The sequence below is a fragment of the Enterovibrio sp. FF113 genome, assembly GCF_041439165.1.
GTDB classification, from domain to species: domain Bacteria; phylum Pseudomonadota; class Gammaproteobacteria; order Enterobacterales; family Vibrionaceae; genus Enterovibrio; species Enterovibrio norvegicus_A.
This window is the reverse complement of the sequence record NZ_JBGONO010000001.1, coordinates 201,536-228,393: the sequence shown is the minus strand read 5'-3', so window position 1 is coordinate 228,393 and position 26,858 is coordinate 201,536. Positions and strand designations below refer to the sequence as shown.

The window sequence follows — 26,858 nt, the reverse complement described above, 5'->3', positions numbered from 1 at the left end:
TGTCTTAACTGTCGGCCTGTCTCGTAAGCATGACTTCATCGATTAGTCTTCGTTCATATACTTCGTTCAGGCTTTTTATGGCGTAGATAAATTGATGACTCATCATGTTGGCGGCAAAACCCTAAAAGGACTCTCCTTTTTGTTTTCTCAGTTACCCAAATCAGAGAAATGGCTGCATATGCTAACCATGACCTGGGTATTGTTTCAGTTAGGTACGTCCTTTGGCATGCACGTTCATGCGGATACCACAGAAGTGCAGCTCACTTGGATAGACAAATCGCATATGTATGGCGGGTTAGGGTTGCTGGTGGTGGCGACGTTATTTTTCATTATTGTTCTGAATCGCCGTTCGATGGCTGATTTATATCCTTGGGTGAGCGGGGATTTCAAGTCCATCAAGGAAGATATTGGCTCGTTGTTTAAATGGCACTTGCCTGAGCCTCGGGCTGGCGGATTAGCCGCAACAGTAGAAGGGCTAGGGTTGCTAGCCTTGCTGTTGGCTGTATTTACCGGAACGCTGTGGTTTGGGTTCTTCACTTTTGGCAGTGCTATCGCTCCCGATTTTCTCTCTATTCATAAAACCGCTGTTGGGGCTATTGAAGCTTATATATACGGTCATGGCCTCTTTGCTCTGTTGCATTTACTGACATGGTGGCAAAGCAAATGATGTATTCCTTTTTTACCTGTAGCCAATAAGCGATATGCAAATTAGTGTCTATAATTTTGTCATATATCAAATTGTGTCAGGTAAATATGAGAGGCATCCAAGATGGAAACATGGAAAGAAAAAGAAGTTGCCGAATTTGCTGTTGCTGTGATGTCTAAACGGTCGGTGACGGGTGTAGGCGCTGAGTACGAAAAATCAGGTAGCGGTAACGACTGGCAAGGTTGTATTCGACTTGAGTTTGATGGATTTAGTGATGCTCGCATCCTGAATCTGGATCATATTTGGAAAGACATGATTGAAAATGAAAAAACGATGTTTTCTGGTGAGGTATTGGCGTGTGAAACCGTTTCGAGCAGTGGCGAATCTGTTTTGCTCAATACGCCTTATGAAGTTGAAATTAGAGTGAGCTATTAACGCTGTTTTCTTGCCTGTTTAGCAGCATGCTCAACGTTTTCTTTCTTGGGTATGCTGCAATTAACCGTCTCTTCACTGACTAACCTGCCTTATATCGCTCCTCTATCCCCACGTGATTTGACTACTTTTTCCCCGAAATATTCAATGGTAATTGTTAAAAAATTTGACGAATAGCCACTACAGTTATGAATAGGAATCAGTACACTGACCTAACTCTCACTTTGCATGTACGGGTGATATATTGTCGCGATGCTGCGGTAAATGACTCGCCATTAGAGCGTTGGGCTGAACTCGGCGAACTATATCCATTGTGTGCATTCTCTATTCAAATCACAGCTATATTGTCCAAGCACTGGCGGTATATCCAAGCAACCAACAAACTCGCCTTTCGGGAGTCACGATGAATCCTGCATGTTGAGGTTGTTGAGGTAGAGATCATTGTTTGAACTGGGCTAGCCCCGCTATTTTGTCTGCTAGGGAATGAAAGATGCTCAGATTGACGTTATTGGGAACGGGTGCTGCGGGTGGCGTACCGTTGTATGGTTGTGAATGTATTGCTTGCGAAAGGGCGAGATCTCAAGCTGCGTTTGAAAGAAAACCTTGCTCAGCGATGCTTGAATGGGGAAGGGGCGGTGCACAAGAGAGACTGCTGATTGATGCAGGCTTGATGGACCTGCATTCACGTTTTGCGGCTGGCACGTATTATGGATTTCTGTTGACGCATTTTCATGTCGATCATGTTCAGGGTTTGTTTCATCTTCGTTGGGGCAATACGTCACCTATTCCGGTTTGGTGTCCTGATGACCCGCAAGGCTGCGCAGATCTGCTCAAGCATCCAGGTTGCTTGAGTTTTAAACCCACGTTGGATCATGGGGAATCTTTTAATATAAACAGGCTCAAGATCACCCCGCTCGCGATGAAGCACTCGCGTCCCACAATGGGCTTTCTGTTTGAGTATGGGATCATGAGTTTTGCCTACCTGACTGATACAGATGGTCTTTCTGCACAAACCTTAGATTTCCTTCTAGAGCGGCAGCCAATAGACGCTATCGTGCTTGATTGCAGTTTCCCGCCTAACAGTGAAGCTGGGAATCATGGAAATTTAGATATTGCTCGCCTGATCCAAGAAAAGCTTAAGCCCAAGGAATTGATCATCACACATATTGGTCACGATCTCGATCGGTGGTTGATGGAGAATGGCGTACCGAATTGGGTGGAGATTGGACGTGATGGGATGGAGATTTGAAGGTAGAGAAAAGAGCCTGAAGGAAAATATACGCGCTTGGTATCTAGGCTAAACGCGTATATCCGAACTTACTGCTGTAATCTAAATAGCAACAGAGCGGTAGAACAACCGTTCGTAGCGTTTGCCATCAACCAGTCTAATCAGGCGTGAAATTGTTCCAACGATCACCAAGACAAAAATGAGCCTTCCCCAGAAAATGGTGTTGAAATCCGCGCCGATCACCAGCATGAGAATGGTATCTTCTATCAAGCTATGAAGCAGTCCCAACAGGGTAATGGCAGTGAAAACATCACGAGGCGGAATATGGCCTTTTCTTGCTTCATTGACTAATAAACCACCACCATAAGACAGACCCAACGTAATGCCAATTAACGTCAGGTTAGTGGCTTCTTGGCTAATACCAAGTAATCGTAAAAACGGGCTAAGTGCTTTGGCAATTAAGCGTTCGATACCGAGCACTTTCAACAGGTTTAACATCAGAATAAGGGCAAGAATAATAACGAATACAATGCCAAGATTTTGCACTTGATTAAGCGCCCAGTCGGTGAGGGGGATGTCGCCAGAGACTGAAGTTTGCCAGATGATTTGTGCGGGATCTTGCAATGAACCTGTTGTGCTGTAAATCAGTTGTAATATCCATGCAAAGAGCAAAGCACCGCCGACGCGGCTGACAATGGCCCACCACACTGAGACGCCTGACTTTTTCGCTAAGCTCACTTCAATCGGCATGGAGTGTGCTAGCAAAATCATACAGCTTAGAATTGACGCTTGAGCCACTGTCATGGGTACGTCAAGGTTGACCAATATGACCAAAGAAGAATAGATGTTAATGAACATCGCGGTGGCCCAAACCAACCCCATTTCACTGGGAAGACCAACCAACTGCATGAGCGGCGCGATGAAATCTGAAAACCACTCAACGCCGCCCATTTCTTCAAAAATCTTTACAAAAATAATGGTCGGGATCATGACCTTGTACAGAGTGGTCGCCACGTTCACGCTGTCTTTAAATGTACGGCTTAGAAATTCCTTTATTCCGCTCATGTTTTTCCTGGTCTCTACAAATAGCTACAGTGCTTTTTCGGCTATCCTAACTTGTTTTTTTTGTTTGGTAATTCTAAAATTTGCGATTCATCACGATGATCGAAAAAGAACGTTACGCTGTATTGGTCCATACACTGACAATAAAATGAAAAGATCATGAATTTCAACACAACAGAACTCGACGCGATGGATGACCGTTATCGCGCTAAATTTATAAACAGTCTTTCCGGTTTTAAGAGCGCTAATTTGATCGGGACTACAGATGCCAAGGGCAATCACAATCTTTCGATTATTAGTTCTGTTTTCCACATCGGCGCCAATCCCCCGCTAGTGGGCATGATCTGTCGGCCCCACACAGTCACTCGTGACACGTTGGAAAACATTCAAGCTTCGGGTGTGTATACCATTAACCAAGTATGTGTCGATGTATGGAAGCAGGCGCATCAGACTTCTGCACGTTATCCCGCTGACGTATCTGAATTCGAGGAATCGGGATTAACGCCAGAGTGGGTAGATGGAATTGCAGCGCCTTATGTTGCAGAAAGCCGCGTGAAATTTGCCTTAGAAGTCCGTGAAACCCAAACGTTGGCCATCAATGGAACGGTGTTGATCATTGGTGAAATCGTGCAAGTCATTGTCGATGAAGAAGCGATTTCAGAGGATGGTTATATTGACATTGAAGCGTTGGAAACGGTGGCGATATCAGGGTTAGACAGCTATCACGTCACCAACCGTCTTGCCCGACTTCGCTATGCAAAACCGGGCAAGAATGTGGAGGAGATCTAGGCTTTTAATGCCCTATAGTAGGTCAGCTATCGATATCTCTAATTCAAACAGCGCCACCCTCTGGTACAACAATGGGTAAATCCATGCAGCCATAATCCAACCCTAATTGGCTCAATAAACAAGTGAGTTGCCCACGATGGTGAGTTTGGTGGTTGAAGAGGTGTTGGCAGTATTCTCCCACGAATTTAGTGAGGCTCTTTCCTTCAGTGTTTGTGTAAGTAAATGGTTTAGAAGTGACATCTTCAGTCAGGTGTTCAACCATCGACAAAATGATGACGTCCAGTTTTACTCTAAGTGGCATAAATTCATCAAGGCTTGGCGCGAAAGTATCGTTGATGGCACGAGAAATGGGCATGCCATCTAATGATGACTCATCCAAGCCAGCAACGTGATTGGCTGCTAGGCGCTGAAGCATGATGAGGTCGCCAAACATAATGTGATTCCAGTGATCAAGCACACTCGGGAAAAAGGCGTGGGCATCTTGATTCAACTGCTCGTCGCTGAGTTGGCGGCAAACACGTAAAAGGTTCGCATTGATGCGCTGATTGTATCGCGCCATCATTCTAAAATTCGATTGTAAGTCCATATCATGCTCCCTGCAGGCTGTTTTTGAGTCTTGTTGCACTCTTTAATCTACGCTGTTTTCTTACAACGGATCGCCATTTTTATTGATTGCATGAAGTGTTAGACCATCTGGACCGTTACCCGTAGCGATCCATGGTGAGAGGCATTCTCTGTCTTCCACACAAGGATCGGTGAGCGATTCGACAAACGCTATAAGTAGGAGGACTTCTTTATCGCTTAATGAGATACGCGGCAGTTTGGACTGGCCTTCACTGCGTAACGTTTGCAGTTGCTTCAACGCGGGGCGTGTGTTTGTCAGTAACATTGAGGCCTGAATATCTTGGTCCAGTTCGCTGTAATTGAATTGCGTAATAGCCTGCTGCGGATTGGCGTGATGCAAAATAACCTGTTTAAGTGAAGAATAAGCGCCAGCATGGCCCCAAGGCGAAGTTTTTGTCACGTTGAGGAGTGATGGTGTCCGAAATGCATAGCGATCATTATCTGCGCCAGTGACATACCATCGGCCTTGATCCATTGTGCTGTCTTCTTTACCTCGGCCAATTTGAGGCATTGCGATAACGTGGAAATCCTCATCAGTAAAATTGTCCCCTGAGTGGCAATTCACACATCCAGCACCACCTTGTTGAGGCTCATTAAAAAACAGCAGCGCACCTTTTTTTGCATTTTTTGATAGTGCGGCCATATCGCCCTGCACATATTGCTTCCAAGGAGTGTTGGTAAACACCATTGAGCGCTCATATTCGCCCAGCGCCAGTGCGATATTGCCGTAGGTGATCAAGCTTTCGGCGTCGGTATCTGGTTGGTTGAACACGTCGCGAAATTCGTCTAACCATCGATTCTCGTCTAACTCGTGTTCGAATCCCGATGCACCCTGTAAGCGGTTGGCGAGATGATTTCGCACATCAGCATTGGTTCCATCAGATTCAAACTCAAACCCGCGCATCTCTTCTTTTGAGGTGACAGGAAAACGTGTTTGGGCAACGGTCAGGTTGATACCAGCATCTGGGTCGGCCATGCCCAAAGAAACGTCTGGCGTAGCAATCCCTCCTATGGCGCCATTTTGCCCTGGAACAGGAAATAGGCTCTCGATTCGACCGTCGTGAAATATTGAACGATCCCAAAGACCCATATTGAAAACAGTAGGCGAGTTGCGTGGCACTGTTGGACCGCCGTCATAGTGCTCTGAAGAGCTGCTGTGACGTCTACCTGGGCCAAGAACGTCTGGCTCTTCAGCACCTACACCAATGGGAAGTGCGAGCCCATCAGCACCTCCTAATGTGGGATAGTGGCATGACACGCAGGCCGTATCTTTGTCTCCACCAAGCGCTTTGCTAAAAAAGAGCGCTTTTCCGAGTTGTGGTAACGGTTCTGAAATATGCGGAAGCGTTCGTCCCTCCGCGGGGTCACCGGTAAAATTATGCTTGGCAATTTCTTTGCTCAATTGGTAGTTGAGCCAAAAATCTTCGTTACAGCCTGACAGCGAAATCAGGATGAGAAATATCACGGATGTTTTCCAAACAAAATTAACCATTGTGTGTTTTGCCTATGAGTGGTCGCTTTTTAAAGAGATCAACATTGAGAATGCTAGCATCAGAGTAATTTTCAATTTGTCTTGATATTTAGGCAGTCTCACGCATGGGAAACATATCATTTTTGCATCGAGATCTATTTGAGATTCCAGGTATAATTGGATCAGCCGCACAATTATCCAAGTTAACATTGAGTGTATATTTGATGGGCTTAAGGCATTGCATCTTGACCAAAAAATGGCTCCAGGTGAGCTGGCACAACTCTGACCAGAAAAACTAAGATTGATAAATCGAACGTTCGTGCTATTAATGAAATAACGCAGGACAGAAGTTACTCATGAGCAAAAAGAGTCAGACCAGAGAGCAGATATTATCTATTGCATTTGAAATGGCGAGTCAGGAAGGGTTGGAAAGCCTAACCATTGGCGAGCTAGCAAAACGCGTGGGTATGTCGAAAAGTGGATTGTTTGCGCACTTTAATTCACGCAGTAACCTACAAGCAGCCGTTGTGGCTTATGCCGGAGAGCGATTCGCAGAGCGAGTGATCGCACCCTGTAGAGAAGCCTTGCATGTGTCCATAGAAGCAAAAATTCGCCACATGCTGGATAACTGGCTGACATGGAACAGTTCGTTTCAAGGTAGTTGTATGTTTCTTGATGCGTGGCGTGAAAGCCACACGGACGATGATCCTATGCAGAAAGTGCTGGAGGCGACCATCAAGAAATGGCTTCACTACCTTCACATTCAGTTTGAACGAGGCATAGAACTGGGTGAGTTTCATGACGATATGGATTGCTGGCAAACAGTGTATGAGTTGTATGGGCTATACCTGAGTAGCCATTTGTTTAGGACCTTGGGTCTGGAAAGTAACGGGGCACAAAAATTTTGGACGGGCATTGATGAATTGTTCGCTCGCACACGTAAACTCACGAATTAATTTAATTTTCATCAATGAGTAAAGCAGTCTTTAAGTCGGTCTGTTTTTTTATTCCAACATAAAAGCACGACCGTACTAAAAATAAAAGGATGTGAAATGAGCAGCAAAATCTACTTCGGTAAAAATAAGCGATTTAGTTTCCGTCGCAGTGCGTTGAGTATCGCATCTCGGCTTCATCATCGCATTGCCCCAAAGCATGCGTTGAAAACGGCTCGACGGATTTTCCTGACGCCAGCGAAAGGAAAAGAGAATAACGCGGCACCGACAAGTATGGTCATCAAAGCGGTCGATACGTCGGAAGGGAAAATGATGACTTACCAGTTGGGGAGTGGCCCTGTTTGGCTGTTGACCCATGGTTGGTCAGGGTCAGCAAACCAATTTTTTCCGTTAATGGAACACATTGCTCAGGCGGGTTATACGGCGCTGGCTTACGACCATCCCGGCCACGGTAAAAGTGAAGGAAAAGAGGGTAGTATCCCCGCGTTTCTTAACGCGCTAGACGGCATATTGATACATCAAGATGAGATTGAAGGTGTTATCGCGCACTCTATGGGCGGCGCGACCTTGCTTGAAAGTGACCATGTTTGCCTTCATGGCAAGCCCATCATTCTTGTTGCTCCTGTGCTGAAATATTGGGAAAACTTATTTGGTACCGTTGAAGCCTCGGGTTATTCAATGAAGCTGTTTCACGCAGTCGTGGAAGATGTGGGTAAGCGCTATAACACGACGATTGAGAGTATCGATCCATTTGAAAAACTCGCCCAACGCCAATCTCCAATCACTATCGTTCACGACAGAGGGGACAAGTTCGCTCCGTTTTCGGTGTCAGAATTGGCGACGGAATTTTCGCATGTGTCGCTAGTGGCAACGGAAGGGTTAGGCCATGGGCGTGTGTTGAAAAGTGATCCATTAAAAGAAGCGTTTTTGCGCATCGCTGATAAAGCATAAAGGGCTATTGTGTTATGCTTTGGCTCGCTCTCATCTGTCTTTCTGTTTATTCGTCGATAAGGTAATCCTTTGAAAAAAATTGCTGTTTTTGTTGATGTGCAAAATGTGTATTACACAACCCGACAAGCATATGGTCGCCAGTTTAACTATCGTTTGTTGTGGAAAAACCTCGCTCACATGGGGGAAGTTGTATCAGCAACGGCGTATGCCATTAACCGTGACGATGACCAGCAAATTAAGTTTCAAGATGCTCTGCGTCACATTGGCTTTGAGGTCAAACTTAAGCCGTTTATTCAGCGTAGTGATGGAAGCAGCAAAGGTGATTGGGATGTTGGGATTGCTATTGATGTGATGGAAGCTGCACCAAAAGTCGACATGGTGGTGTTGTTGTCTGGCGATGGTGACTTTGATGTTTTGATGGACAGAGTACGGGAAGGGTATGGTAAAGAGGCGGTGGTGTTTGGCGTACCGACTCTAACTGCCAATTCACTGGTAAACAGCGTTGACCGTTTTATTCCTATCGAAGACGATATGTTGCTGTAACTATTTCTATAGATCGCGCTTGAGCAAGACGAGCTCTGGCGCGGGTTCTATTCCAGACTCAAGCACAAAGCCTAATCGTCCTAACAGCGCCAAACTGCGAACATTGTGAGGGTGCGTAATGGCGACAATTTTTGAGAGCTTGAGGGTGTTTGTTGCCAATTCAATCATTGCTTGTGCCGCTTCTGCCGCATAGCCTTTCCCTTCGTACTCAGGGAAGAATCCATACCCCAAGTCGATGTCATCTAATGAATCTCTTTTGATCAATCCACAGATACCGATCGGTAGACCGCTTTGTTTTTCCTCGACGGCAAACAACCCCATATGGGCATGCGTATACATAGGCATGAGTGATGCACGAAGATAAACGGCTGCATCTATAACGCTTCCAATGTTCTTATCACCCACAAAACTCAGAAACCCTTCGGTATTGTAAAGGCGATGAATAAACGGTGCGTCTTTATCGTTTAGACGGCGCAGCGTCAAACGTTTGGTTTCGAGTATGAATTTTGATGAAGGCATAACTGATTCTTATTAAAAAAAGCGACTAAGGAATAGCAGTTGAAATAGAACATCCTTGAAAAAACATACAAAGAAACGAGCCCTGCTTAGGGCTCTTGACAAGTTTCAGGCTAAAAAAGTTACTTACCGGCGATGTTCAATCGCGCAAAGCGAATCAGTGGCGCAAAAAAACAACCGTCATAATTTGGCATCACGGTGCTACCTACGGCTTCGACTTCTTTGATCATGGTGTAGAAGTTACCGGCCACGGTGATGCCACGAACCGGTTTCAGACGCTTACCATCTCGGCAGAGGAAGCCGCTTGCTCCAAAGGAGAACTCACCGCTGATAGAATCTGCACCTGAATGGACACCTTGCAGTTCAACCAATTCGAGATATTCACCCGCGGTGACTTCAGCTTCGCTGCTCGTGCCTGCTGAAATGACATCGTGACGTGATGACACACTCAGGGTACCTTTTGCTGAACGGCCTGCGTTAGCTGTGTGTGCAACGCCGAAATGTGCGGAAGTGGCTGAATTGTGCAATAAGCCAACCAATGTCCCATTTTCAATTAGCGGTGTGTCGGCGGTTGCGAAACCTTCGCCATCAAACGCTTTGATGGAAAAGCCCCCTGGCATGTAAGCGACATCTTTGAATGTCAGCAAAGGACTCATCACTTGCTCGCCAACTTTATCGCGCCATGGGTTAGTGCCTCGTTTGGCGGACTCGCCTGAGAAACAGCTACCAAATGCGCCGAGTACATCGTTCAGGGAGTCTTGCTCGAAAATGACCGAGTATTGACCTGTTGCGATGGGCTCACCTTCCAGCAAGGCGTCTGCCATTTCATAGGCATCGTTGATGATTTTGTCAGGCGATAATCCGTCAAAAGTACGCGCGATAGACGCCGCTACATGCATAGCTTGTTTGTCATTGTGATCGATCAAGGCAGCGGTATAGCAACTGAATGTGCGCTCTTGATGCGAGCAGCGTGTACCGAGTGTATTGCCAAGCAATACGGTGGCGCTGTTTTCGCTGTAACCGTTATAAGGGGCAGATTTCGCCAATGGTTTTTCACGAATACGGCTTTCTAACGACAACGCCAGCTCAATTTTTTGCTCGGGTGTTGCACTGTCTTGTTGGAATATTTCCGGGTACTCAGTACGCAAGATTAACCCTTCAGAACGAATTTTCTGGTACGGGTCTTTCTTGGTAAAGCTGGCATTGGTGAGTGCTTGATTCACCATCTGCGACAAATTTTCAGGCTCTAAGGACTCTGAATAACTAATGGCAATGTGTTCGTCTTTGATCACGCGAACACCAATCACCTGACTGGCTGTTACCTTGTACTCAGACAACTCACCCTGGTCGGATTTTAAGCTAAAGCTTTCGCTGCTGGATGCAATAACATCCGCCTGTGCGCCCTGTTTTTTCGCCAGCTCTAAAACGTGCTCGACGGCCTGTTCTAACGTATTAGTCTCACTCATTAGCTACCGCCTCCCACTAAAATATTGTCTACTTTCAATGCAGGTTGACCTACAGTCGTTGGCACTGAACCACTGACTGAACCACACATGCCTGCTGCCAACTCAAAGTCTTTGCCGACCATGCTGATCTCTTTCAGCACTTTTGGTCCGGTGCTGATCAGAGTGGCAGATTTAAGCGGCGTGGTGACTTTGCCGTTTTCAATCAGATAGGCTTCTTGAACGGCGAAGTTGAACTCGCCCGTGCCAGGTTGCACTGAACCACCGCCCATTTTCTTGGCGTAAATACCGCGTTCAATGCCGCCAATCATATCTTCAAGCTCGTCATTACCTGCCTCAATGTAGGTATTACGCATACGTGAAGTTGGCGCGTATTTGTAAGATTCACGACGACCAGAGCCTGTGCGGGCGAAGCCGGTTTTCAGGCTACCCATATGATCGACCATAAAGCTGGTGAGCTTACCGTCTGTGATCAATTGCGTGTGCTGGGTTTCCATGCCTTCATCATCGATGTTGATTGAACCCCATTCGTTTTTCATCAAGCCATCATCAACGGCATTCACGACAGGATTGGCAATCATTTCGCCCATTTTGTCGTGGAAGACGGAGGCTTTTTTCGCCACTGAGGTAGTTTCGAGCAAGTGACCACATGCCTCATGGAAAATCACACCGCCAAAACCATTACCGATAACAACGGGCATTTCACCGGAAGGACACGCCGCCGCACCGAGTTTAATCAGGGCTTGCTTGGCTGCCATTTCGCCTAATGCTTCAGGATTAACTTGGCCATTGAACTCCCAGCCAGAGAGCATGCCAGGCGCTTCATAACCGGTAGATTGCTCGTTACCGTGTGTTGCGACAACAGAAGACGCAATACGCGTGTAGTGGCGAGTATCTTGAATGTGTAAACCCGTCGAGTTGAAGATTTCGATTTGCTGCTCGCGCTGCATAATACGACTGATTACTTGGGAGATTTTATCGCTTTCTGCACGCGCTTTTGCATCGACACGCTTGAGGAATGCAATTTTCTCTTCAACGTGGTTGTTAGCCGAGAAGGGCATGGTCACGGGGTGACGGTCACTATTGACGGTCAGGTTTAATGCGCCAGCATTCACGATTTGGTCGCGTTTGTCTTTCGCGCATAGTAAAGAGGTAACTTGTTTGAGTTTTTCTTCATCTTGACTGTTGGTGTAGCCGTAAAGAACTTTGTGACCAAAGAACAGTCGAATACCGATCCCGAAATCAATGCCGGAGTTAACTTTATCAACATCACCGGACAGCACTTCAACACTACCCGAATGGTGTCGCTCAATGAACAATTCCGCAAAATCAGCGCCTAGAAATAGGGCATGATCAATCACTGCTTTGGCAGTGTTCGTATTTAGCATTTCTTCCTCCTGAAAAAAGAGTCAGCTTCTTATACCTTCAGAGTATCAGTTAGGTTCAAACGCACCAATCATCTTTCCCTTTTAGTGATATAGGAATAATCAATTAGTTAGCGTTTGTTTAAATATCAACCAGTAATCACAAACGCGAAAGCGAAAACTTGAATTTAATCCTCAATGAGTCAAGAAAAGCGCTTTGCTCTGTTAGCTGTCTTGATACACTTCCTGCTATGAGCGTCACGCTGTGCAAAATTGGATTTAAAAATGGCTGTAAAACTGACGAAAAAAGTTCCGACAAACATCATCACAGGATTTCTTGGCGTGGGTAAAACCACCGCCATACTCTCTTTGCTTAAACAAAAGCCGGAAAATGAAAGCTGGGCCGTGCTAGTGAATGAATTTGGTGAAGTGGGGGTTGATGGTGCGTTTCTCAGCGAACAGGGCGCATTGGTAAAAGAAGTGCCGGGTGGTTGCATGTGTTGTGTGGCAGGGCTTCCGATGGCGATTGGTATCAATGCACTTCTGGCACAGAACCCTGATCGTCTTCTGATTGAGCCGACGGGACTGGGACACCCGAAAGACATTATCGGCAAGCTGTTGTCGGAACACTACGCCAATTATATTGAGCTCAATGCCACCATTACGTTGGTCGATCCCCGCAATTTCGCGGATGCACGTTACACTGAGAATCAGAACTTTCGCGATCAATTGGCCTTGGCTGATGTTGTTGTTGCGAACAAAACCGATTTATCTTCTGTGGATGACATCGCCGCGTTTGATGATTATGTCGCAAGCTCAGAGATCCCTAAGCAGGCATCAGGCTATGTAGAACAAGGGCAATTGAACCCCGATTGGCTTATGTTACCGCGCATTGACCGTGAGGCGCAGTTTGCTCATCATCATTCTCATGACGACGATGAGATGCCGGCATTCGAATTGGCGCCAGGTGAAAAATTTCGTCGCAAAGAGAACAAAGGCCAGGGGTATGTAAGCTGTGGTTGGGTATTCGAACCCAATACATTGTTCCCGTTCGACTCGCTTTATGGTCTCTTTGCCAATCTTAATGCGGAACGCGTGAAAGCTGTGATGAACACCGACGATGGCATGTTTGCGTTTAACGTCGTTAATCAAATCGTGTCAGTCAGTCCGATCAGTTTAACGGGCGTGGAATCAAGGGCAGAGGTCATTGATAAAAAACCTTTGCCATGGGATGAGCTGGAAGAGATTCTTTTATCATTCGTGATGAAGTGACCTTATGCCCGAGCAACTAGCCTGAGATGCCCGATGTGTTGTCGGGCTTCTCGATCCTTAAGGAGTGCAGATATTGTCACCAGAAGTGTATGCAAAATTTGAACGCTATCCACCACACGTCAAAGTTCAATTGATGCGTATTCGTTCACTGATCTTTGCGGTTGCCAAAACGCTTGATAAAAGTGTGGATGAAGGCCTCAAGTGGGGGGAGCCTAGCTATACGGTAAAAGGCGGCACAGCGGTTAGGATTGATTGGAAGCCTCAGTCTTCGACGTCTCTGTTTCTCTTTGTGAACTGTAAAACTAAGTTGGTTGATACTTTCCGTGAAGTTCTGCCCGATGCGTTTGAATATCAAGGGAACCGCGCGTTAAAGTTTGATCTTAATGCAGACATACCCGAAGAAGCACTACGACTTTGTATCAGTGTGGCTTTTACCTACCAGAAGCGAAAAACCCTACCTTTGTTAGATATGTAATGTCATATTTTGCAACATACTCATTCATGCCTTAATTACTGTGCAATGATGCGTAAAAATCCGTCATAAATTTTGCTGTTCCCCATAAAAAATGAACAATAGCCAAACTAAAAATTATAACTGAGTGCAAGTTGGGAGTAGACACATCGTTTCCAGTTGCAGCTCTGGCGGTTGTCTGGGAACACGCATGCTTACACGCTTAATCTATGCCTACGGAAGTACACTTTACATTCAAATATGGGAGGAACGTCTTCGAGTTTTAAACGCAAAGACAGGAAAGGTCTTTGACGAGCAGCCTCTAATTGCTTGGAAACCAACGGGTCCCGTGCAAAAACGTATCGTGGCGATAGGTAACGCCGCGCAAGCGCTAAAATATGATATTGATATAACAGTAAGTAACCCGTTTTCGCATCCGAGAAGCTTGATTGCAGATTACACTGCCGGTGAAACAATCATTCATCATGCAATTTCACAGGTGACTCCTCGTTCTTTTTTTTCTCCTAAAATTCAGGTGATCTTACATCCAATGGAAAGGATAGAAGGAGGCTTGACGGATATTGAGAAGAAAGCCCTACGCGATATGGCCTACGAAGCGGGCGCAAAAAATGCGTATGTGTACTGGGGGGATACTTTGCCTTCTCAGCACCTGCTAAACGCAGGGCTGAAAGAAATCCATATAGCCAATATTGAGCCGTAGCGTTAAACGTGGGTTATGCGGGAAGCATGTTATTTCTGGCTAATCCACGTTTTACATTTGTGCAGAGTTTTCCGAAGCGTCGAATCTCATCAAATTGCGGCGTCACGCCGCGAGACATTTCAGACTCCCAATAAGAAAGTTCGGAATCCACCAACTCCAACAGCTTTTTAGGGCAGCCGATACAGCTGTTATCGGGTCCGCAGACAAAAGTTTCGGGTTCGTAAAGTGGCAGTTCCATCTTCACTTGTTGGATAATGTTTTTCATTGCGTCCATGCGAGTCGGTTTCTTGTTCATCATAGAGACTCGCTCATTGCGGGAGCAGGATTTTATTCCTCTGCAATAAGCTTGTCGAGCTTTAGGTTTGAGACACGTAATTCCCTTGCTGATTAGATATCTTTGGTGCAAGTTAGAAGAAATAACCCGCAAAGGAATGACACATGCCTACAGTCACCTCACCTTATACTGGCCAATGTCTTTGTGGCCAAATCCGCTACGAAGTTGATCATATCGAGCCGAATATGGGTCACTGCCATTGCTCCATGTGCCGTAAATTTCACGGTGCCGCGTTCGCCACTTTTGGCGAGGTAAAAGCGGAAAGTTTCCGTTTCGTTGCGGGTCGCGATCTTTTGAAAGCTTATGTTGCGGATAACGGAACGAAACGCACATTTTGTTCTCATTGCGGTTCAAGCCTGCTATTTGAACCTGCCAACAGTGACGGCAGCTTGGTTGAGTTCACGCTTGGCACGTTAGATAGCGAGATACCCATTAAGCCTGACGCACATATTTTCACTAAATACGGCGCGCAGTGGCATGATATTACTGATGATTTACCGACATTTTCTGAGGGTAGGGAATTGGATAGCTCGCAGTAAGTGTTTTATAACGTACCGTCAGCATTGGCAAAAAGCCGAAGACAGCTGTTAGACGGCTTTTTCCATCACGTAATTGGTGAAGACTTGGCCCTGCTTTTCAATCTGTTGAACTTTAACGACGTGAAAGCCCATACGTTCGTAAAAAGGTTTGGCGGTGATACTGACGTGGGAAAAGTAACGGGAAAGTTCTGAATTTTTCTTGCCCTCCCTGAACAGGGTTTTCATCAACGTTTTTCCCACACTCTTACTTTGGAAGTCTGCATCAACAAAAAAATGGTCAATATAGCCGTCTGACCGCAGGCCAGCATAGCCTGCTATCTTGTCATTGATGATGGCGACAAAAGGTTGTATTCGTTGCATGCGATCACACCAAGCAGCCTCATTGCACTCATCGGGTGCCCAAACTGCGACTTGCTCTGGCGTGTAATCACGGATGTTTATTTGCCTGATGGTCTTGTAAAAAAGCTGCCACAACATCATTTCTTCGCCAGCACGCATCTTACGAACAGTGATCATGGTTTTGTTGATCTTAGTTTTTGGACTTTGAAGTAAGTGAAGCTGAGTACTATGAATATCGCAATAAACACGGCGGAGTCTATAGCGACCTTTGTGATGCTAAATGGTTGAGTGAATACATCGTATGCAAATCCAAACTGCTTCAGCAAAAGATCGGACAAGCTACTCGAGGCAACGGCGAAGATAATAAGCCATACAGTGGGCAATCTCGGGGCGTTCATTGTGGTCTTCTTTGTTGTGTATCTTATCTAAACAATACAATAAGCTGCATAAAAAAGGGCAGCGTAAGCTGCCCTGAGTGATGGTGTTTGTGAGCTTACGCATAACTCGCGGTAAGCATTTGCCAGTTACGTTTCTGCTCAATGAAATCCCCTTTGAGGATTTGCAGCTGCTGAACCAAAATGGCTTTCTCATATTTTTTCAGAAGATTCTGTTTTCTCATGTCAATCAAGCGTTTCTTAGCTTCATAGTATTCGCTCATGCGAACAACCAACGCATCATATTCTTGTTCAATCGCTTGTAAGCGCTGTGAAGCATTCGGCGTCACGCTTAAGCGCGCTTGAATATTCTTAAGCAGCATAGTGGCGCGCGCTTTCTCGATACGATCTTGTGGTGTAATACGAAGTTTCGTGGTTAGGCCTAGCCAGCTACTCGCTTTGATTAACCATTTGGTTGGGTCGAACTGCCACCAATAAATACCGTTGCGATAATCGTTTTCAAAGATATGGTGGAAATTATGATAGCCCTCACCGAAAGTGAAAAATGCCAAAATACCATTGTCACGCGCGGTATTTTTTGCGGTGTAAGGTTGCTTACCCCAGATGTGCGCCAGAGAATTAATAAAGAAGGTGGTGTGGTGACTGGCGACAACGCGCACAAAACCAATCAGGATGATTGCACCCCAAATATCGCCATGAAGTACACCAAAAAGGATTGGGATACCGAAGTTTGTCGCCAGCAGTAAAGGAAGATAATACTTGTGCTGCCACATAACGACCTTGTCTTTTTGTAGGTCACGACAGTTGCTGTAATCCGAATAGCGGTGCTTTTGATATTCACGAAGCATCCAGCCGATGTGTGAATACCAGAATCCACGTTTTGCCGAATAAGGGTCAGTGTCGTTGTCATCCACATGGCGATGGTGAACGCGGTGATCTGATGACCAATGAAGAATGCTATTTTGAAGCGCAAGTGCGCCGCCCAATGCAAAGATGCCCTTAAGGATAGGATGCGCTTGGTAGGTTTTATGTGACCAAAGACGGTGGTAGCCCGCTGTGATAGACATACCCGCGAACGTAAACATGGCAACAAACATAGCGATTTGTGCTAGATCGAAGCCGTAGAAATAAGCCCAGAGTGGCGTGCCAATGACCGCGACGGAAAAAGTGACCGTAAAGACCATAACATTGAGCCATATAACGGGAGGTTTTTGTGCTTGATTCGATTCCATTTTAAATACCGCAAAATTCCAGCGTACACATGTAAGCTAGAATAGGGCGAGCTTGTTAAAGGGTCAAGATGGTCATTAACAGTTTGTCGCAATTTTGTCGATTTAACCGCCTTTATTCTTTTGAAAGTAAAAAAAGAGTGAAACGTATTGAATACATTTCATTCTCCCATTGACGAAGTTGCTGGGCGAACTAACGCAATACGATATTGCCGCGTTGATAATGCAGGCCGTTGTCTATGTCGTCACTGATCAGAAATGCACCGTCCAGATCAACCATTATGGCGGTGGCGGCAACGGGCAATGCCGCTCGCATGGCAATCGAACTTCCTAGCATACAACCGACCATGATTTGCAGCCCCGCTGTGCGTGCTGCTTGTTCCAATTCGAATGCTGCCGTTAACCCGCCGGTTTTATCAAGTTTGATGTTCACCATTTGGTATTTGTCGACCAAAGCGATGACATCGTCGGCGGTGTGACAGCTTTCGTCTGCACAAAGCGGAATTGGGCTCGCAATGTTTCTCAAACCTTCATCGTTGTCAGCGGGGAGAGGCTGCTCCACCATGGCAATGTTGAGCGATGTGATTTGATTGAGAGTGGTGGCAATATCCAGTGATCCCCAAGCCTCGTTTGCATCAACAACCAATGTGGTATCTGGTGCGACGGCGCGAACGGCGGCCAAGCGCTCATACACCAAATCAGCATCCAATTTTACCTTAATCAGTGTTGCGCCTTGTTCGACATAACCTTTGGCTTCGTCAGCCATATCTTGTGGCGAACCAATTGAAACTGTCATGGCGGTTTGGATGGTTTGTGGCAAAGAGAAATTGTCGGGGAAATTGTCTGTTTCTAGGTCCCATAATGCGCAATCCAACCCGTTTCGCGCCGCACCGGGTGGTAAAAACGACTTCAGTGAGGTGCGGTCAAATAGCGTGTTGTTGACCGACTCAATTTCGGCGAGCACGCTGTCAAAACTCTCCCCGTAGCGGCCTGTTGGTGAGCATTCTCCCACCCCCACTTTTCCGTTCTTTTCGATGCTCACTTGTATGACCTCGGCGGTCGTTCGGCTGCCTCGAGAAATCGTAAATGGACGCTTCAAGGTGTAAGTGACTATATTGGCTGAAATCTTCATCGCGTTACTCCTCAAATACGTGAATTAGATTATCGACAATATTGTCTACACCAAAACGCACGGGATCGGTGGCGGGTAATCCGTATTGGTTAGAGAGGGAGTCTAAATAACGCTTAGCTTCGTCTTCGCTCAGTGCTGAAGTATTAATCGCCAAACCCACAAAACGAGGATTCGGATTAGTGAGCTTTGCTAATCGAACGGCGAGCTCCATGATGTCGGCAATGTTTGGAATAGGCATGTGTGGCAAATGACGAATAGTGTCGCGATTCGCCTCATGACACAGAACAAGTGCATCAGGTTGTGCGCCATGGAGTAGCCCCATTGTGACACCGGAAAATGCCGGATTAAGCAGTGAACCTTGACCTTCGACTAGCTGCCATTGGTTTGGCTCACAGTCAGGTGATAACGCCTCCGTCGCGCCTGCGATAAAATCTGAAACGACTGCATCAACGGCAATGCCGTTTCCTTCAATCAAAATACCGGTTTGGCCAGTGGCGCAGAAGGTGGCGGATAGTCCGCGTGCTTTCATGGTTTTTTCTAGCGCGAGCGTGGTGAACATTTTGCCGACAGAACAGTCCGTGCCCACCGTCAATAGGCGCTTACCTGAACGCTTGATGCCAGTGCCTACTGGGAGCGTTTCGTTCGAATGGCGAAGGTCAAACAAAGCGGTACCTGATTTTTCTGCCGCTTCGGCAATGGCAGGGGTATCAGCCAACCTCTGGTGTAATCCGGAAGCCACATTCATGCCTGCATTTAGCGCTTCTAAAATATACGGAACAAAATGGGGTGCGAGTACGCCACCCGCATTAGCCATACCCAAGACTAAGGTTTTTGCCCCATCCTTCGCCGCAGTTTGAATGTCGATGTCAGGTAAGTTCAGTGACGGAACATCGTCGTTCAAACGCAACTGTCCCATGCATTTTTCGGGACGCCAGTAGTGAATGCCTCGTGCGGTTTTAATGGCGAGTGGGTCTTTGCTTTCGCCCAACATGAGCAGGTAGGGGAATGGAATGTTCATAGATCTCCTTGTCATATTTGACGATTAGAATGTTTCATTTTCGCTTTATCTTCACTATAGAAGCCAACGCGGACGGTGATAAATGCCGTTTATGTTTCGCTGATGCCAAACCGTTATCAAAATGGGATAAAACTGTGATGAGTGTAGGGTTAAGTGCCGGAATTAAGTTTCAGATACCGATATACTCGTGCTTTCTAACTTGCTGAGTATTTCCTCAAATGAGGTTGAAAGTTTCGGATGAACATTGAAAGTAAATGGTTGGAAGACTTTCTCGCCTTGGCGGAAACCCGCAATTTTTCGGGTGCCGCTGGTCTTCGAAATATCACCCAGCCTGCGTTTAGTCGGCGTATCCGAATGTTAGAGCAATCGGTTGGTGCTGAGCTTGTTGATCGAAGCCAAACGCCCGTCGCGCTAACCGCCAGTGGGCGCATATTTCGCGTGACCGCTCGCACATTGGTCAACCAAATGGTTGAAGGGATCAGCCATATCTCTGCCCTGAATTACTCTGATGGCAGCGTCGTTCGTATTGCCTCAGCTCACTCGTTGGCGCTGAATCTTACGCAATCCATTCAAGCGCAATTTTCGGATGAATCTCGTCCCATGCTGAGTGTGGATGCCATGAATGTCGACGAAGCAGTCGATGCATTGCGAGAAGGTGAATGTGATGTGCTGTTAGCCTTCGACAATGAACATCTTAAATTAGCGCCCTATGAGCACATCAAAGTCGGTACAGCGGATTTATTGCCCGTTTGCGCGGCGGATAATAAGGGGCAGCCAATTTATCATTTCGAACACGACAATGTTCCTTGGCTTGCTTTTACACCCACCTCATACATGGGGCGTCAGACAGAAACTGTTCGCCATGAAGTGAGTTTGAAACCTGTCTTTTTGTCGTCCATGGTGGATATGCTCAAGCTTCAAGCCTTGAATGGATTGGGTGTGGCGTGGCTGCCTGATTTTGCGATAAGAACAGAGCTGTCCCAGGGGCGTTTGGTGGTGATGAAAAACAAAGCGTTGAACCGACGGGTTTCTTATTATGCTTATCGCTACCAATCTCGGCTTCATCCTTCAGGTGAAAAAATCTGGGCGGCATTGAAAAAAATAGCAACCGATAACTCGTTCAACTAGATAAGGAAATCGGTTGAAGGGACGAGAATCGCGATTTATGTGATCGCTGACCTGCTATATTTCTTGAACGCGCTGCCGATAAAAGAATAAATGGCTCCCGCCTACTGCGTCGGTGAGGAGTTCAAGGCTATTGTTTGTTGACGCTGGGGGTGTCATGTCGTTTAAAGAACCTATCCCGAATTTCGTCAAAGCCATGGGGCATCGCGTTGTCAGCTACATTCTGAATATTTCAGAAGCGGAAGCTAGGCATGCTCTACAGCATCAAGGGAAACTCTCTGCAAAACAGGAAGACACAGTCACTTCTTATGTGCAGCTTTGTCGTCAAATGCGTGCTGTCGCCGTATCGCAGGGGGACATCGAACAGTCATTTTTCCATCGGCTTCCCCATGTGTTGCAAAATGGGCAGCACATCTTTTCTGTATGGCGTCGGCAAAATGGCGGTGTCACGCCGTCTTTTAACAATAGTGATCCGCTAGCGCGAAGTTTAGCGACTGTCGCCGCGGAGCTTTATCCCTTGTTTCTGGTTAAAGCCGGTGCGCGTCCGCATTTGTTTTATCGTGCTTCTGGCTATTTGAGCGCCGCAATTTCCCATCTGCCAGGCAATAAAAACCTATATCGTCATTTCATTGAAGACCGCTCATTTGAGCGGGTGTTTGAAGTGATCGGCAATGAGCCGAGTGAAACCTTTGGTCACTACGTGGATTCGAAAGGAAAACGAGGGGTGATCACGTTGTCATCGTTGCCTGCCGCGCTTTTGATCAATAGCTACGATCTGATGCGCGTTCGTGGGCCTGTCAGTGCCGAAATGTTCGTCAATACCGTCCTAGAAATGCTAGAAATCGCACGCAGCGTAGCAGATGGTGAAGTCGCGCAGATCCCTCTGTTTGTTGGATTTCGCAATGCGGCATTGGTTGATTTCGATGAACTCGAAACCAAATGGGGCACCTTGCGCCGTTACACTCCGTCCATTGCTGAATATGTCTTGCAACTGCCTAGTCAAATGGCAAAACGCAAAGACAGTGGTTTCATGCTCGAATCGGGCTATGCCTATGCCATCAACAGTGGTGACTTGCTGGATGACGACGATTGGCCGAGCGAGGTGTTGGAAGCAGAAAGCGATAAGGTTTCCACTGAACTCAATATCACGCTTTGCATGGCCATGTGCTTTTTGAGTGATTCACCGCCCTTTGTGGCGCCGGAATGGGCATGGCATATCGATCCATTCTCTCTGGAAGGCGCAAAGGGTGCAGTTGATACCGTCAAAGAGGCGGATGAACCCGTGAGTATTACTAATGGTGTTTTGGACGAGCTAGAGAACTGGAGTTTGCTGCTTGAAGACACCGATTCAACAGGTATTCGCCTTGCGTTTACGCGATTGTTCAGCGCTGCACGTCAACCTGATCGTCTTGATGGGTTATTGGATTCAATATTGGCACTTCGCAACATCTTTGGTGCAGGGAAAGACGCCGATGATGTTCCTCAAGCGGTAGGCGAATTGATCAGCGGCAATGCTAACGAAGCCATGGAGTTGGCAGAAAGCCTGTCTGATGATTGGAACAATATCTTAAGTGGCGAAGCTTGGTGGGATAGCGAAGAAATTCGTGAGAAGACCATGTCGTGTATTTCACTGTGTTTGACCAGCCTGCACCATCTGTATCTTAAATGGCCGACTATGGTTAGCGATCCCGATCGCCTTCAACGCATTATTGCGACGAACGGCAAACCGATTGCCTGTTAGTTCAGGTTCGTGAAGGTTATACATCACACATTTTGATCACATAACGGGCTGCTTTTTCAAGGGCCTGTGTTCTAATACTCTGCAATGTGTTTTGGGAATCATAAGAAATAGCAGGAGCTAGCGTGGGCGCAAAAATCAATCAAATTAATGTTTACCCAGTTAAATCAGCAGGTGGACTTTCCTTATCGAACGCATGGGTTGAAAGTATCGGTTTGAGCTTCGACCGTCGTTTCATGGTCGCTGACAGTACGGGCAAATTTGTTACTGGGCGGACTGACCCTAAAATGACGGAAGTGTCTGTGTCGCTTCAGGCGAATGGCATTACGTTGAACCACCCTACGCTGTCACCTTTGGTACTTAAATACGCTCAATTCTCGCTTCAAGAAATTCACACCAACGTTTGGAAAGATGAATTCTGCGCCTATTCAACGACGTCGACGGCCAATGCATGGTTTAGTCATTTGTTGGGAGGCCATAAACAACTTTTGTTTACGGGTGAAGAATCTTCACCGCGTTTTGCATCGAAAGCGCAAACTAAGGTTAGCTTTGCCGACGGTTTCCCGTTATTGGTGATTTCACAAGCGTCACTTGATGCCCTTAATGCACGAACACCTGACATGCACACCATGGATCAGTTTCGCACCAATTTGGTCGCAACAGGATGTGACGCTTTTGAAGAAGACACATGGGCCAAGGTACGCATTGGCTCGGCGGTATTCCGGGTTGATTGTCCATGCAGCCGTTGCGTCTTCACTACGTTAGATTTAGATACAGGGCGTTTCCGTGTGAATGGGGAACCTATCAACACCTTAAGCCAATTTCGCACTGATAAAAGCGGCAATGTGAATTTCGGCATGAATCTGATTGCGCTCAATGAAGGTGAAATCAAAGCGGGTGATCAGATAGAAGTGTTGGAGTATCGCGACGCTGAAGTTTACGAAGACAAGACAACGCCGAAACTCACTTTGCAATGTAAAGACATCGAGCATGTTGCGCAGGATTTTAAAACCTTCTGGTTCGACAGTACAGAAGGCCAGTTGCCCGCTTACAAAGCCGGTCAGCATCTTCCTATTGAGTTGGATATTGATGGCAAGCGCGTACAGCGTCGCTACACGTTGTCGTCATCACCGACACGACCAGAGCGCTTGGCGATTTCTGTTAAGCGTGTCGAGGGTGGTGAGGTTTCAAACTGGCTGCACGATAACTTAAAGGCAGGCGCAGTGATCAAGGCGCAAACGCCTGACGGTCAGTTCCATCTTAGCGATGATGCAGCAAAGCGTCGCTCTTTGTTATTGCTATCGGGTGGCAGTGGCGTGACGCCTATGATGTCCATGCTGCGAACGCTGTTCGATCATAACGACATTGATGATGTGATCTTCTTCCACCAGTGTCGCTCCGAAGCCGATATACCATTTTCGGATGAACTTGATGCCATGGCAGCCAAGCACAAAGGCTTGAAAGTCATGACACTGCTTAGTCGCCCTTCTGACAGTTGGAAGGGACTCTCTGGACGATTGAGCCAAGAACATTTAGCACTGATCCCTGCGCTGATAGGACGCGAAGTATTTGTGTGTGGCCCGCAAGGGTTTATGGATTCTGCAATGACATTGCTCAGTTTACTGGGTGTGCCAGAATCACAGCGTTATCAGGAATTCTTCACCCCTCCGACAGTTGGCGATGATTTACCTGCCATGGAAGTCTCAATCACTATCGAAGGCGAATACATTCGTGGCGACAATCAGCGACCTATTCTGGTTCAGGCCGAAGAAGTTGGCGTTCAAGTGGACTATAGTTGTCGCGCAGGTGTGTGTGGCTGTTGCAAGATGCGCTTAGTGGAAGGAGAGGTTTCTCAACCCGATATGCCCGCTCTATTTCCGGGCGAAAAAGAGGATGGCTTGGTCTTAGCGTGTTGCTGTGTACCTAAAGGTGATGTGGTATTGAGTAAACTCTAGCCAACCAGCGGTAAATTAACGCTTTTTTTCTTTCAGCTAACATTAAAAGCTGCCTCATGAGGTATCATGGCGCAGCTTTTTTTGGGGCTTATTTTGGGAATAGATTATGACAAGCGCGAATAAAAAAGGCGCACTACTTTTTGCTGGCGGTTTAGTGTTGGGCGGCCTTGTTGCTGGTAATCACTGGTCTTCAATCAGTAATGTGGCACAAGAACTACTTGAGGGCGTAAACACGCAATTAACGCAATCTCAAAGCGAGTTGATTCAAGCACAACAAACCATTGTTCAGCTAGAAGAAGCGATGGTCGCGCGCACATCAGATGCTGCAACGACCGAGGGTCTGATTGAACAGAAAGATGTGGAAATTGATCAACTAAAAGCGCAGCTTGTGCAATTGACGCACCAGGCAAAACAGATGGACGAAATGAAAGCGACACTTGATATCAAGGTTGCTGATCAAGTTGATTCCATCAGTAAGCTAAGGGCAAGGCTTCAAAACACCGATGTGCTTTACGCGGAGCGCTATAGATTGGCGCAAGCGGTGAGTGATTTAAACGAAAGGATCTTTAAAGCCAGCCACAAAGCGGAATCCAGCCAGCAAGCCTGTGAAGAATTTAAAAAGGGCAACTCTTGGAATTGGGTGTCAGAAAAAGATTGTGACAACTTCAATACCTATAACCAGAAAGCCGAAGAATTAATGGCCGAATTTGAAGACCAAAGCGCAAGCCTTGATAAGGTGAATCGAGAGTTATCTGCGTTCGGAAATCTGCCCGTCCCGCAAGATCAATTAGCGATACCGCAAGAACCAAAAACTACTCCCAAAGAAAACATCACACAAGAACAAAGCCAGCAATAATAGGGTTAGATAAGACTTCACGATATTGCACTGCGATACGTGGAGCTTTTGATTGTTACGGACAGTGTGATTGAGTGATTTTTTGTCTTGAGGCGAAAAAACAACCAAGTGACGCTATGCTTATTGAAGTAATGTCATAAACCTAAGACAAAGCCTTTACAATGGCGTTATATTTCTCGGCTTTGCCTTCTTCGATGCGCTCAGCATCAACAATAATCGGACGGTAGGGGTAGACACGTTGACAACCCGAGTATTGATCACCGATGACTCAGCATTAGCGCGAAAACAACTCGCTCGCTCGATGCCAGCATTCATCAATGCTGACGTAACGTTTGCTGAAAACGGACAAGTCGCCATTGACCAGCTAACAGCGAATACTTTTGATGTGATGTTTCTTGATCTAACTATGCCTGTTTTGGATGGTTACGAAACATTGGAAGCCATGCGAAACAGCAATATTACCGTGCCCGTTTTTGTGGTGTCTGGTGATATTCAGCCTAAGGCACAGGAGCGTGTGTTATCGCTGGGAGCGCAAGCATTCGTTCAAAAGCCAGTAAGCCCAGCGCAACTAAACGAGCTGCTCGCGCCGTATAAATCAGACACTGCGCCTGAAGCCGCCGCTGCTGAAAAACCTGTTGAAGACTTGAAAATTGGCCGCCGTGAAATGTATATGGAGGTGGTCAATGTCGCGATGGGGCGCGCAGCAGACTCGCTAGCGCGTTACTTTGATGTGTTCGTTCACATGCCTTTACCTCACGTTAACGTGTTTGAGGTGAGTGAGCTGGTGATGACCATCAGACACCTTGCAGCGAACGATAATATGTCAGGCATTTGCCAAGGGTTTAGTGGTGAGGGTATCGCTGGTGAAGCCTTGATGCTCATTTCCGATTCTTCGATGAAAGATCTGCTCGCCATCCTTGATTATCCTGATGATGGCAGCGTAGATAATGACCTAGAAGTTTTGGTGGATGTCAGTAATGTGCTGATTAGCGCGTTCTTATCCGGCATTGGTGAGCAAGCAGGCCTTGTTTTTGCCCAAAGCTACCCTGCAATTATTGGCCAGCATCTTGCGGTGGACAAGTTGGTCGAAGGGATGCACGGCACATGGAAACGCACGGTAACGATTGAAGTAAGCTATGCCATTGATAACACAAGCATTAAATGCGATTTGCTCTTGTTGCTGGTGGATGAATCGTTGCCATTGCTTGACGCTAAACTCGCCTATCTAATGGATGATGAGGAGTAACCATGATTGACTCACCAGAATTTGAACAATTCAACTGGATGGTCGATATGGTGCAAAATATCGACATGGGGTTGATTGTTGTGGACCGAGACTTCACCATTCATATGTGGAATGGTTTCATGGTCCATCACACAGGAAAGTACCCAAACAAAGTGCAGGGTAAATCGCTGTTTGATGTGTTTCCTGAAATTTCAGAAAGCTGGTTTCGTGCAAAGTGCCGACCCGTTTTTGAATTGAAATGCCGAAGCTTTGTGGTGTGGAAACAGAGACCGTATCTTTTTCACTGTCGTAATGTTCGCCCCCTTACAGGGCAAACTAACTTTATGTTCCAAAATGTGACGCTTAATCCGATTGTGAATTTACGTGGCGAAGCACAACACATGTTTATTTCTGTAGCGGATGTGACGGGCGAAGCATTAACTTACTCGTAGCGGCACAACGTTGAATTTCGAAATAATTCCTGCAA

The 26,858-nt window shown here is 46.5% G+C and carries 28 protein-coding genes; 17 read left to right on the top strand and 11 right to left on the bottom strand.

Annotated elements, in window-relative coordinates; translation table 11 throughout:
- Positions 1-94 precede the first annotated feature (94 nt).
- The 3 genes from ACED36_RS01165 (at position 95) to phnP (ending at position 2,327) form a co-directional block, all read left to right on the top strand.
- Positions 95-667 (top strand): cytochrome b/b6 domain-containing protein, encoded by a 573-nt coding sequence (locus ACED36_RS01165; protein WP_016958556.1) that lies wholly within the window; start codon positions 95-97, stop codon positions 665-667.
- 102 nt (positions 668-769) lie between these two features.
- Entirely contained in the window at positions 770-1,081 is a 312-nt protein-coding gene (locus ACED36_RS01160) for a hypothetical protein (protein ID WP_016958557.1), read from the top strand.
- Positions 1,082-1,568: 487 nt separating this feature from the next.
- Positions 1,569-2,327 (top strand): phosphonate metabolism protein PhnP, encoded by a 759-nt coding sequence (phnP, locus tag ACED36_RS01155; protein WP_016958558.1) that lies wholly within the window; start codon positions 1,569-1,571, stop codon positions 2,325-2,327.
- A gap of 81 nt (positions 2,328-2,408) precedes the next feature.
- On the opposite strand, the gene ACED36_RS01150 is transcribed toward phnP, so the two are convergent.
- A complete protein-coding gene (locus ACED36_RS01150) occupies positions 2,409-3,371 on the bottom strand; it encodes a hypothetical protein (protein WP_016958559.1) in 963 nt (320 codons plus the stop codon).
- A 156-nt stretch (positions 3,372-3,527) separates the two neighbouring features.
- Between ACED36_RS01150 and ACED36_RS01145 the strand changes: the two genes are divergently transcribed.
- Positions 3,528-4,157, top strand: coding sequence for a flavin reductase family protein (locus ACED36_RS01145; RefSeq protein WP_371732601.1), 630 nt, complete (start codon positions 3,528-3,530; stop codon positions 4,155-4,157).
- 43 nt (positions 4,158-4,200) lie between these two features.
- Here the strand turns inward: ACED36_RS01145 and ACED36_RS01140 are convergent, their stop codons facing one another.
- Together ACED36_RS01140 and ACED36_RS01135 are read right to left on the bottom strand one after the other, a co-directional pair.
- The gene (locus ACED36_RS01140) at positions 4,201-4,743 is read right to left on the bottom strand and encodes a DinB family protein (protein ID WP_016958561.1); all 543 of its coding nucleotides are present in this window, start codon (positions 4,741-4,743) and stop codon (positions 4,201-4,203) included.
- 60 nt (positions 4,744-4,803) lie between these two features.
- Positions 4,804-6,246: a cytochrome-c peroxidase gene (locus tag ACED36_RS01135; protein ID WP_241823319.1), complete on the bottom strand. Its 1,443-nt coding sequence runs from the start codon at positions 6,244-6,246 to the stop codon at positions 4,804-4,806.
- A 362-nt stretch (positions 6,247-6,608) separates the two neighbouring features.
- Between ACED36_RS01135 and ACED36_RS01130 the strand changes: the two genes are divergently transcribed.
- From ACED36_RS01130 to ACED36_RS01120, 3 genes are all read left to right on the top strand, one after another.
- Positions 6,609-7,208 (top strand): TetR/AcrR family transcriptional regulator, encoded by a 600-nt coding sequence (locus ACED36_RS01130; RefSeq protein WP_016958563.1) that lies wholly within the window; start codon positions 6,609-6,611, stop codon positions 7,206-7,208.
- Positions 7,209-7,304: 96 nt separating this feature from the next.
- On the top strand, positions 7,305-8,156 hold the full coding sequence (locus ACED36_RS01125; protein ID WP_016958564.1) for an alpha/beta hydrolase: 852 nt from the start codon (positions 7,305-7,307) through the stop codon (positions 8,154-8,156).
- A 69-nt stretch (positions 8,157-8,225) separates the two neighbouring features.
- A complete protein-coding gene (locus ACED36_RS01120) occupies positions 8,226-8,699 on the top strand; it encodes an NYN domain-containing protein (RefSeq protein WP_016958565.1) in 474 nt (157 codons plus the stop codon).
- A gap of 6 nt (positions 8,700-8,705) precedes the next feature.
- Here ACED36_RS01120 and ACED36_RS01115 read toward each other — a convergent pair whose 3' ends face one another.
- The 3 genes from ACED36_RS01115 to ACED36_RS01105 form a co-directional block, all read right to left on the bottom strand.
- Positions 8,706-9,218, bottom strand: a complete 513-nt coding sequence (locus ACED36_RS01115) for a GNAT family N-acetyltransferase (RefSeq protein ID WP_016958566.1) — start codon at positions 9,216-9,218, stop codon at positions 8,706-8,708.
- A gap of 119 nt (positions 9,219-9,337) precedes the next feature.
- Positions 9,338-10,681: a TldD/PmbA family protein gene (locus tag ACED36_RS01110; protein WP_016958567.1), complete on the bottom strand. Its 1,344-nt coding sequence runs from the start codon at positions 10,679-10,681 to the stop codon at positions 9,338-9,340.
- Entirely contained in the window at positions 10,681-12,066 is a 1,386-nt protein-coding gene (locus tag ACED36_RS01105) for a TldD/PmbA family protein (RefSeq protein ID WP_016958568.1), read from the bottom strand. The genes ACED36_RS01110 and ACED36_RS01105 overlap by 1 nt, the downstream gene beginning before the upstream one ends.
- A gap of 261 nt (positions 12,067-12,327) precedes the next feature.
- Between ACED36_RS01105 and ACED36_RS01100 the strand changes: the two genes are divergently transcribed.
- From ACED36_RS01100 to ACED36_RS01090, 3 genes are all read left to right on the top strand, one after another.
- A complete protein-coding gene (locus ACED36_RS01100; protein WP_016958569.1) occupies positions 12,328-13,314 on the top strand; it encodes a GTP-binding protein in 987 nt (328 codons plus the stop codon).
- 73 nt (positions 13,315-13,387) lie between these two features.
- Complete coding sequence (locus ACED36_RS01095) at positions 13,388-13,789, top strand: DUF1801 domain-containing protein (protein WP_016958570.1); 402 nt, start codon at positions 13,388-13,390, stop codon at positions 13,787-13,789.
- Positions 13,790-13,976: 187 nt separating this feature from the next.
- On the top strand, positions 13,977-14,486 hold the full coding sequence (locus ACED36_RS01090; RefSeq protein WP_371732600.1) for a rod shape-determining protein: 510 nt from the start codon (positions 13,977-13,979) through the stop codon (positions 14,484-14,486).
- A gap of 13 nt (positions 14,487-14,499) precedes the next feature.
- Here ACED36_RS01090 and ACED36_RS01085 read toward each other — a convergent pair whose 3' ends face one another.
- Complete coding sequence (locus tag ACED36_RS01085; RefSeq protein WP_026023870.1) at positions 14,500-14,781, bottom strand: hypothetical protein; 282 nt, start codon at positions 14,779-14,781, stop codon at positions 14,500-14,502.
- A gap of 143 nt (positions 14,782-14,924) precedes the next feature.
- On the opposite strand from ACED36_RS01085, the gene ACED36_RS01080 reads away from it, so the two are divergent.
- Positions 14,925-15,359 (top strand): GFA family protein, encoded by a 435-nt coding sequence (locus ACED36_RS01080; protein WP_016958573.1) that lies wholly within the window; start codon positions 14,925-14,927, stop codon positions 15,357-15,359.
- Positions 15,360-15,407: 48 nt separating this feature from the next.
- Here ACED36_RS01080 and ACED36_RS01075 read toward each other — a convergent pair whose 3' ends face one another.
- The 4 genes from ACED36_RS01075 to dgcN all read right to left on the bottom strand — a co-directional run bounded on the left by ACED36_RS01075 (position 15,408) and on the right by dgcN (position 19,472).
- A complete protein-coding gene (locus tag ACED36_RS01075) occupies positions 15,408-15,875 on the bottom strand; it encodes a GNAT family N-acetyltransferase (RefSeq protein WP_016958574.1) in 468 nt (155 codons plus the stop codon).
- A 316-nt stretch (positions 15,876-16,191) separates the two neighbouring features.
- The gene (locus ACED36_RS01070; protein ID WP_017003421.1) at positions 16,192-17,325 is read right to left on the bottom strand and encodes a fatty acid desaturase; all 1,134 of its coding nucleotides are present in this window, start codon (positions 17,323-17,325) and stop codon (positions 16,192-16,194) included.
- Between the two features lie 190 nt (positions 17,326-17,515).
- Positions 17,516-18,454, bottom strand: coding sequence for an enolase C-terminal domain-like protein (locus ACED36_RS01065; protein WP_017003422.1), 939 nt, complete (start codon positions 18,452-18,454; stop codon positions 17,516-17,518).
- A 4-nt stretch (positions 18,455-18,458) separates the two neighbouring features.
- Positions 18,459-19,472 (bottom strand): N-acetyltransferase DgcN, encoded by a 1,014-nt coding sequence (gene dgcN, locus ACED36_RS01060; RefSeq protein WP_371732599.1) that lies wholly within the window; start codon positions 19,470-19,472, stop codon positions 18,459-18,461.
- 237 nt (positions 19,473-19,709) lie between these two features.
- Between dgcN and ACED36_RS01055 the strand changes: the two genes are divergently transcribed.
- The 6 genes from ACED36_RS01055 to ACED36_RS01030 all read left to right on the top strand — a co-directional run bounded on the left by ACED36_RS01055 (position 19,710) and on the right by ACED36_RS01030 (position 26,823).
- Entirely contained in the window at positions 19,710-20,600 is an 891-nt protein-coding gene (locus ACED36_RS01055) for a LysR substrate-binding domain-containing protein (protein ID WP_017003423.1), read from the top strand.
- Between the two features lie 154 nt (positions 20,601-20,754).
- Entirely contained in the window at positions 20,755-22,338 is a 1,584-nt protein-coding gene (locus ACED36_RS01050) for a hypothetical protein (RefSeq protein ID WP_371732598.1), read from the top strand.
- 122 nt (positions 22,339-22,460) lie between these two features.
- Positions 22,461-24,290 carry an MOSC N-terminal beta barrel domain-containing protein gene (locus tag ACED36_RS01045; protein ID WP_371732597.1) on the top strand — a complete coding sequence of 610 codons (1,830 nt, stop codon included), beginning with the start codon at positions 22,461-22,463 and terminating at the stop codon, positions 24,288-24,290.
- Positions 24,291-24,396: 106 nt separating this feature from the next.
- Entirely contained in the window at positions 24,397-25,146 is a 750-nt protein-coding gene (locus ACED36_RS01040; RefSeq protein ID WP_017003425.1) for a hypothetical protein, read from the top strand.
- A 238-nt stretch (positions 25,147-25,384) separates the two neighbouring features.
- Positions 25,385-26,392 carry a response regulator gene (locus tag ACED36_RS01035; RefSeq protein WP_371732596.1) on the top strand — a complete coding sequence of 336 codons (1,008 nt, stop codon included), beginning with the start codon at positions 25,385-25,387 and terminating at the stop codon, positions 26,390-26,392.
- Between the two features lie 2 nt (positions 26,393-26,394).
- Complete coding sequence (locus ACED36_RS01030; protein ID WP_016958584.1) at positions 26,395-26,823, top strand: PAS domain-containing protein; 429 nt, start codon at positions 26,395-26,397, stop codon at positions 26,821-26,823.
- The last annotated feature ends 35 nt before the right edge of the window (positions 26,824-26,858 follow it).